Raw genomic sequence first — 5,485 nt, forward strand, 5'->3', positions numbered from 1 at the left:
TGAATATTAATAAGAATAAAAAAACGTAAAACGTTAAGCGTAATACGTATAACGTAAAAAAAACAAAACCTCCTTTCCCAAAAACAAAGTTGGCGCGATGTACTGGAAAAGGAATGGCTTTTAAAACTAATGTTGAATTTTAAAAAACTTATGTAAAATTATGAAAATATTTTACTTTAAACTCAATATACATACAATAAGTGTGTTATTGGGATTGGTTTGTGCAACACCATTGTTGGCACAAACAGGTAAAACCGTGACTGGAACGGTAAAAGAACTTCAAGTCCCATTAGTGGGCGTAATGGTAAAAGAGGAGGGAACTGATAATTCCACCTTTACCGATTCAAATGGATACTATTCGTTGACCTTGCAACATGATGATGCTAAACTAATTTTTGAGCAATTGGATTTCCCTATTCGTGAAGAAGAGGTACTGAATAGAAGCGTGATAAATGTGATTTTCACAAAAGAAGATGATGAAATTCAGCTAAAAGATGTGGTGATAAATGCAGGATACTATGCTGTAAAAGACAAAGAACGAACAGGGTCTATTGCACGTATTACGGCAAAGGAAATAGAGAATCAACCAGTAGATAATTTTTTAGCAACGCTACAAGGACGAATGGCAGGAGTAGAAATAACTCAAGAAAGTGGTGGTTCTGGAGGTGGATTTCAGATAAAAATACGGGGACAGAACAGTTTAAGACCCGATGCCAATCAACCTTTATTCATTATAGATGGTATCCCCTACTCTTCGGATCCTATTGGAGGCACATCTACCTCTGGAAACAGACCTTCTTTTACAAGTCCGTTATCTACGATTAACCCTGCTGATATAGAAAGTATAGAAGTACTGAAAGATGCCGATGCTACAGCTATTTATGGATCGCGTGGAGCAAATGGTGTGGTGCTCGTTACAACTAAACAGGGGAAAATAGGTGCTACACAGGTAAGTATTCGGACATCGATGGGGTTAGGAAAAATTACACGTCCGTTGAAATTGATGAATACCGAACAATACCTTGATATGCGTAGACAGGCTTATGCCTACGATGGTATTTCTACTTATCCTACAAATGCCTATGATATAAACGGGACATGGGATCAAACCCGATCTACCGATTGGCAAAAAGAATTAATTGGAGGTACAGCAGAATATAACACGATACAAACTTCTATAAGTGGTGGTAACACCGCTTTTAATTATACCGTGAATGGTACACATCACGAAGAAACTACTGTTTATCCAGGAGCATTTAAGTATTTGAAAAATGCTGTTCATTTGGCTTTAAACTACAAGGCTAAAAAGTTTAATTTCTTATTTACGGGTAATTATAGCAATCAAAATAACAATCAACCTTCTACTGATTTAACAACTGTTGCAAGAGAATTAGCACCCAATGCTCCTGCTTTATATGATGAGAATGGACAATTGAATTGGGCAAATAATACATGGACCAATCCATTGGCAAGTTTAGAGTCTAAATTTCTATCAAAAATAGATAATCTAACCGCTAATATGATGTTGAGCTATGCTATTTTACCTGAATTAACTTTTAAAACCAATTTAGGCTTTACCCAATTACATAGCCGTGAGTTGAGAACTTTTCCGTCGACGATGTATAATCCTTCTTCTGGACAAGGTAGTGAATCATCAAGTGTAGAATCTAATCAAACTAATCGTTCTTCATGGATTATAGAACCTCAACTAAGTTGGGATAAGAAATGGAATCAACATCGTTTTTCTTTTCTTATAGGTGCAACTTTTCAGGATCAAACAACTGATAGGCTGTATTTAACTGCCGCTGATTTCCCTTCCAATGAAATGTTATTGTCTTTGTCTACTGCTGCTTTACAATTAATAGGCTTAGATGAAAAAACAAATTACCGTTATCAAGCTTTTTATGGACGATTGAATTATATCTTACAAGATAAATATATACTTAACGTAACAGCTAGACGAGATGGCTCGAGTCGTTTTAGTCCTCAGAATAGATATTCTAATTTTGGTGCAATTGGTGCGGCTTGGCTATTCACAAAAGAGGATTTTATAAAAAAAAATAGATGGTTGAGTTTTGGAAAATTGCGTGGTAGTTATGGAATTACAGGAAGTGATAATATTGGAGATTATCAATATTTAGATAACTATCAAACAACATCCAATCCATATAATGGGACAGTTGGGTTAAGTCCTATTCGTTTGTATAATCCCAATTATCATTGGGAGACGAATCGTAAATTAGAAGTTGCGCTAGAATTAGGTTTTCTACATGATCGTCTTAATTTTTCTATGGCTTATTATCAAAACAGATCAGGAAATCAATTGGTTGGAATTGCTCTACCTACGACAACTGGTTTTTCTTCTTTTTCAGGAAATTTACCTGCAACAGTAGAAAATAAAGGATGGGAATTTACACTAGGTTCCAAAAATATAACGACTAATAATTGGAAGTGGACAACAGAGGTTAATTTATCTTTTAATCGGAACAAATTACTTTCATATCCAGACCTTGAAAGCTCTGCTTACGCCAATACTTATGTTATCGGTCGATCTATTAACAGCATCAAACTTTATCAATATACAGGTATAAATCCTACAAATAACCAATATGAATTCTATGATTATGATGGAGATGGTAAAATAACTTCTCTGAAAGATCGAGTTGTTCTCACTGATCTTAATCCTTCTTATTATGGTGGTGTCGCCAATCAGATTCGGTACAAACAGTTGAGTTTAGATGTATTATTTCAATTCGTAAAACAAGAACGACAATTGTATTTGCCTACAGCAATAGCTGGTACAATGACCAATCAGTTAGTAGACTATGGTATACCTATGCAACCATATAGTACTAAAAATTCGCAAATAGCAGCTAATTATAATTTAATGCGAAGTAGTACGCTTTCTATTGTGGATGCTTCTTACATCCGATTGAAAAACATTTCGATTACCTATGATATTCCTTTAAAAGATCATTTCTTGAAACCTCAAATTTTTCTACAAGGTCAAAATCTATTTACTCTAACGCCTTATAAAGGTGGTGATCCCGAATTTAAGTACAACCGATTTCTCCCTCCTCTTCGTACCATAGTAATGGGAATGAAATTAAACTTTTAGTCTGATAAGAATAATAAAATTTAACACAATGAAAAATATATATACGTTAAGTTTAACAGTCGTTATAAGCATCTTATTCTTTAGATGCAATGACTTTTTGGATGTTGATGTTCCTACTTCTCAATACAATAGTGAGTTGGTTTTTGCGGATAAAAAGACAACAAATGCTGCGCTTATTAACCTATATGCAGATATGAGAGAAAAAGGTTTTGTAAGTGGACAAATGAGTGCTTTTCCTGTTTCTATTGGTCTATATACCGATGAATTGGATTCGTATCAAATCAATCAAGTAGAATCTCAAAATTTATATAATAATACATTACAGGCAAATAGCGCTACGGTCTTACAATATTGGTCGCAAACCTATTATCAGATCTATATGGCAAATGCTATTATAGAAGGTTGCCAAAATAGTAAAGGCTTATCTACATCAGATAAAAATGGTTTTATAGGTGAAGCACTTTTTGTGAGAGCATTGCTCCATTTTTATTTAGTGAATACCTATGGTGATATTCCTTATATAAAAACAACGAATTATGAGTTGAACAAAAGTGTTTCTCGTTTAGAAAAAACAAAAGTGTATGAACAAATTACACAAGATTTAGAAGTAGCTATACCGCTATTATCTTCACAAATAACACTACAACGTAATCGTCCTAATCAAGTAACTGCGCAAGCTTTATTAGCACGTGTAGAATTGTATAAAGGAAATTGGGTAAATGCTGAAAAATGGGCTTCAACTGTAATTAATACTCCTTCTATAGAATGGCAACAAGATGTTAATCAAGAGTTTTTGAAAGAGAATAAATCGATTATTTGGCAAATATCTCCAAAGCAAGCTGGTAACTATGCGTATGAAGGTGGTACATACTATGTCGCAACTGGTCCTCCTACTTCTATTGCTTTAACAAAAGTAAATACGCAGTTTGAACCAAATGATCTTCGTCAAAAAAACTGGGTAAGAGAAGTTACAAACGGTACAACTACTTGGAAACATGCTTATAAATACAAACAAAGAACAAACTCTTCCTCAACAACAGAAAACTCGGTTATTTTTCGATTAGCAGAACAATTTTTAATTCGAGCTGAGGCACGTCTAAAACAACAAAATAAAGTAGGTGCCTTACAAGATCTTAACAAAATTAGATCAAGAGCTGGTTTGCCTGCTTATATCACATTGACTGATGGGGAATTTATTGAAGCTATTTTACAAGAAAGACAGCATGAGTTCTTCTGTGAATTTGGGCATCGTTTTTTTGATTTAAAACGATTGAATCTAATCGATCAACTATTAACTCCAACAAAATCAAATTGGAAAAGCTATTGCCAACAATGGCCAATTCCTGAACAAGAAATATTAAAGAATTCGAATTTAACACAAAACACTGGATACTAATGAAAACAACTATATTGAAGCATCTTATTGTAATGATACACCTCTTGTTTTTATTTAACATGAAGCCTGTATTTGCACAGCTTACTCAACGAACAGTAAAAGAATCTGAATACGATAAATGGGGAAAAGTTATTGGTTCTCAAATTTCTGAAAAAGGGACTTGGTCTACTATTAGTATATCTTACGCTACTACAGATACTGTATTTTTGATTAACAACTTGTCGAAACAACAAATAAGTATTGCTGGAATAAGAGAAGGTTCTTTTATGAAAGAAAATTCTTTTCTATGGTTAAAAAATAATAATCTTTCTGTGCTTAATTTAAAAACGCTAGAAAATATTGAGATTCCTGATGTAAAAAAATATGTTGTTTCAATGGACAAGAATATTCTTATTTCCATAGAAAAACACAACAATGCACAACGAATTGTTTTGCGAGATATAAAAGGTAATAGCATAAAAACCATTGAAAATACGCGTAATTATAGTTTTGATAATGAAACAAATCGAATGGTTTATGAAAAAATAGTTGATACTAGTGTCTTTTTAGAATACATAGATCTTTCTCGCCCTTTATCATTTAATGCGGTGGCACATAAAGAAGCTGGTTCTTACACTAATTTTAAGTGGAACGACAATGGTGTCGTTATATTATCGCAAAACGAAAACGCCTTGTCTAGCATTTGTTATTTTGATCTAAAAAGTAAAAACTTAGACTGTATGAATACTGATTTGATAGAAGACGAAATCGATCAAACATCAAATACATTGTATCTTTCTGCTAATGCTGAATTCATTTATTTCAACGCCAAAAAGAAGTTGGTAAACAGAACAACAAATGATTCCGTAGAAATATGGTATGGTTCGGATCAGCTGATCTATCCAATTAGAAAAATGAGAGATGAACGAGGTTATACCCCTTATACTTGGGTTTGGAATAGAGTAGATAATATGTAATCTTCCCCTTGTTAA

At 33.4% G+C, this 5,485-nt stretch carries 3 protein-coding genes; all 3 read left to right on the top strand.

Annotated features, from left to right (window positions below; all coding sequences use genetic code 11):
- Nucleotides 1-160 precede the first annotated feature (160 nt).
- The 3 genes from B3J26_RS01260 to B3J26_RS01270 are packed head-to-tail and all read left to right on the top strand — an operon-like array spanning nt 161 to nt 5,470.
- Nucleotides 161-3,118 carry a SusC/RagA family TonB-linked outer membrane protein gene (locus B3J26_RS01260; protein ID WP_291072805.1) on the top strand — a complete coding sequence of 986 codons (2,958 nt, stop codon included), beginning with the start codon at nt 161-163 and terminating at the stop codon, nt 3,116-3,118.
- Between the two features lie 28 nt (nt 3,119-3,146).
- Complete coding sequence (locus B3J26_RS01265) at nt 3,147-4,514, top strand: RagB/SusD family nutrient uptake outer membrane protein (protein WP_291072807.1); 1,368 nt, start codon at nt 3,147-3,149, stop codon at nt 4,512-4,514.
- The gene (locus B3J26_RS01270) at nt 4,514-5,470 is read left to right on the top strand and encodes a hypothetical protein (protein WP_291072809.1); all 957 of its coding nucleotides are present in this window, start codon (nt 4,514-4,516) and stop codon (nt 5,468-5,470) included. Before B3J26_RS01265 ends, B3J26_RS01270 begins: the two co-directional genes overlap by 1 nt.
- Nucleotides 5,471-5,485: the final 15 nt, after the last annotated feature.

It is taken from the genome of Empedobacter sp. UBA5987 (genome assembly GCF_002429865.1).
GTDB classification, from domain to species: Bacteria; Bacteroidota; Bacteroidia; order Flavobacteriales; family Weeksellaceae; genus Empedobacter; species Empedobacter falsenii_B.

Coding starts and splice junctions, on each gene's coding strand:
- B3J26_RS01260 (WP_291072805.1), top strand. CDS start 161: ATGAAAATATTTTACTTTAAACTCAATATACATACAATAAGTGTGTTA.
- B3J26_RS01265 (WP_291072807.1), top strand. CDS start 3,147: ATGAAAAATATATATACGTTAAGTTTAACAGTCGTTATAAGCATCTTA.
- B3J26_RS01270 (WP_291072809.1), top strand. CDS start 4,514: ATGAAAACAACTATATTGAAGCATCTTATTGTAATGATACACCTCTTG.